This window comes from Petralouisia muris, assembly GCF_004793545.1.
In the GTDB taxonomy this organism is placed as follows: domain Bacteria; phylum Bacillota; class Clostridia; order Lachnospirales; family Lachnospiraceae; genus Petralouisia; species Petralouisia muris.
Genome location: NZ_SRYA01000218.1, coordinates 1 through 922, shown reverse-complemented (window position 1 = coordinate 922; position 922 = coordinate 1). Strand labels below are relative to the sequence as shown.

The following is a 922-nucleotide window of genomic DNA, read 5'->3' as shown; positions in this document are numbered from 1 at the left end:
CCACTCAGAAATAAGCATTTTTTATTCCTCCCCGTCACTCCCATTCATATAACATAATTCTTTTCTGTTTCTTCATGGACTTTCCGAGACTACACGTTCCATTTCTTTGTTTTTCTGCTTCCTGTCGTATTCCCCGCACCGCTCGGCGATTTCGGAATACATCTTGTCCCGCATATCCCGCTCATAGGCTCGGTATTCCTTTGCCTTTTCCGTGGGCTTGTACCAGACGCTCTTTTTATCTGCTTCATCCAAGCCCTCATAGCGGTCATCTATTTTATCCATATATTCCTTATAGATGGCATGGGCGGCGGGGGCGTCCTTTGCGTAGCGGTAACGGGCAAGGCTCTTATGAGAGCCACGAAGCTCGGCATACTCATAGAGCATACGGACGACCTCACGGTCAAGCCCTTTCTGCCCCTCGGCGTCATAGATTTCCGACAATCCCCTGCACCTCCATGAATGGTAGGGAGAGGTGTCGTTGGAGCTGTGGGAAGACACATATACGCCGTCTTTCTTTACCGTGATGCGGTTGATAAGCTCGGTACTCATTCCTTACCACCGCCCGATAAAACAGTCTGTTCCATAAAAATATCAATCCTCCTCGTTGTCCATGCCCCGCCTTTAGGCAGGGGCATAGCTGATTTTGTTTCGTTCCATCCTCCCTGCAAAATCCCGAACGGCGTAACTTACGCCGTCAATCTCTGCATGGGCTTCGTCCAGATAACGGCAGACGGCAAAATAATCCTCCCCGTTCCCGTAAAGCATACGGATGATGCCGCCATCGGGGACAGAAAAAAGCGTCCTGCCTTTGCTGTCCGTCATGCAGACCTGCCTTGCTGCGCTCATTCCGTCCCACCTCCCAGAAATGAGATGACCTTGTTCCCCTTGATGCTCTTTTGCAGCTCGTTGATGAGCGTGATGT

General features: G+C 50.5%; 2 protein-coding genes. Both read right to left on the bottom strand.

Going from position 1 to position 922, the window contains the following annotated elements:
- Nucleotides 1-72: 72 nt before the first annotated feature.
- Nucleotides 73-549: a hypothetical protein gene (locus tag E5329_RS29150; RefSeq protein WP_135992580.1), complete on the bottom strand. Its 477-nt coding sequence runs from the start codon at nucleotides 547-549 to the stop codon at nucleotides 73-75.
- A gap of 72 nt (nucleotides 550-621) precedes the next feature.
- Nucleotides 622-922, bottom strand: a 301-nt coding sequence (locus E5329_RS29145) for a hypothetical protein (protein ID WP_275443893.1), incomplete at its 5' end; no start/stop codon positions are given.

What these genes read in the sequence shown, in the direction of transcription:
- E5329_RS29150 (WP_135992580.1), bottom strand. Translation starts at nt 549, where the DNA reads ATGAGTACCGAGCTTATCAACCGCATCACGGTAAAGAAAGACGGCGTA.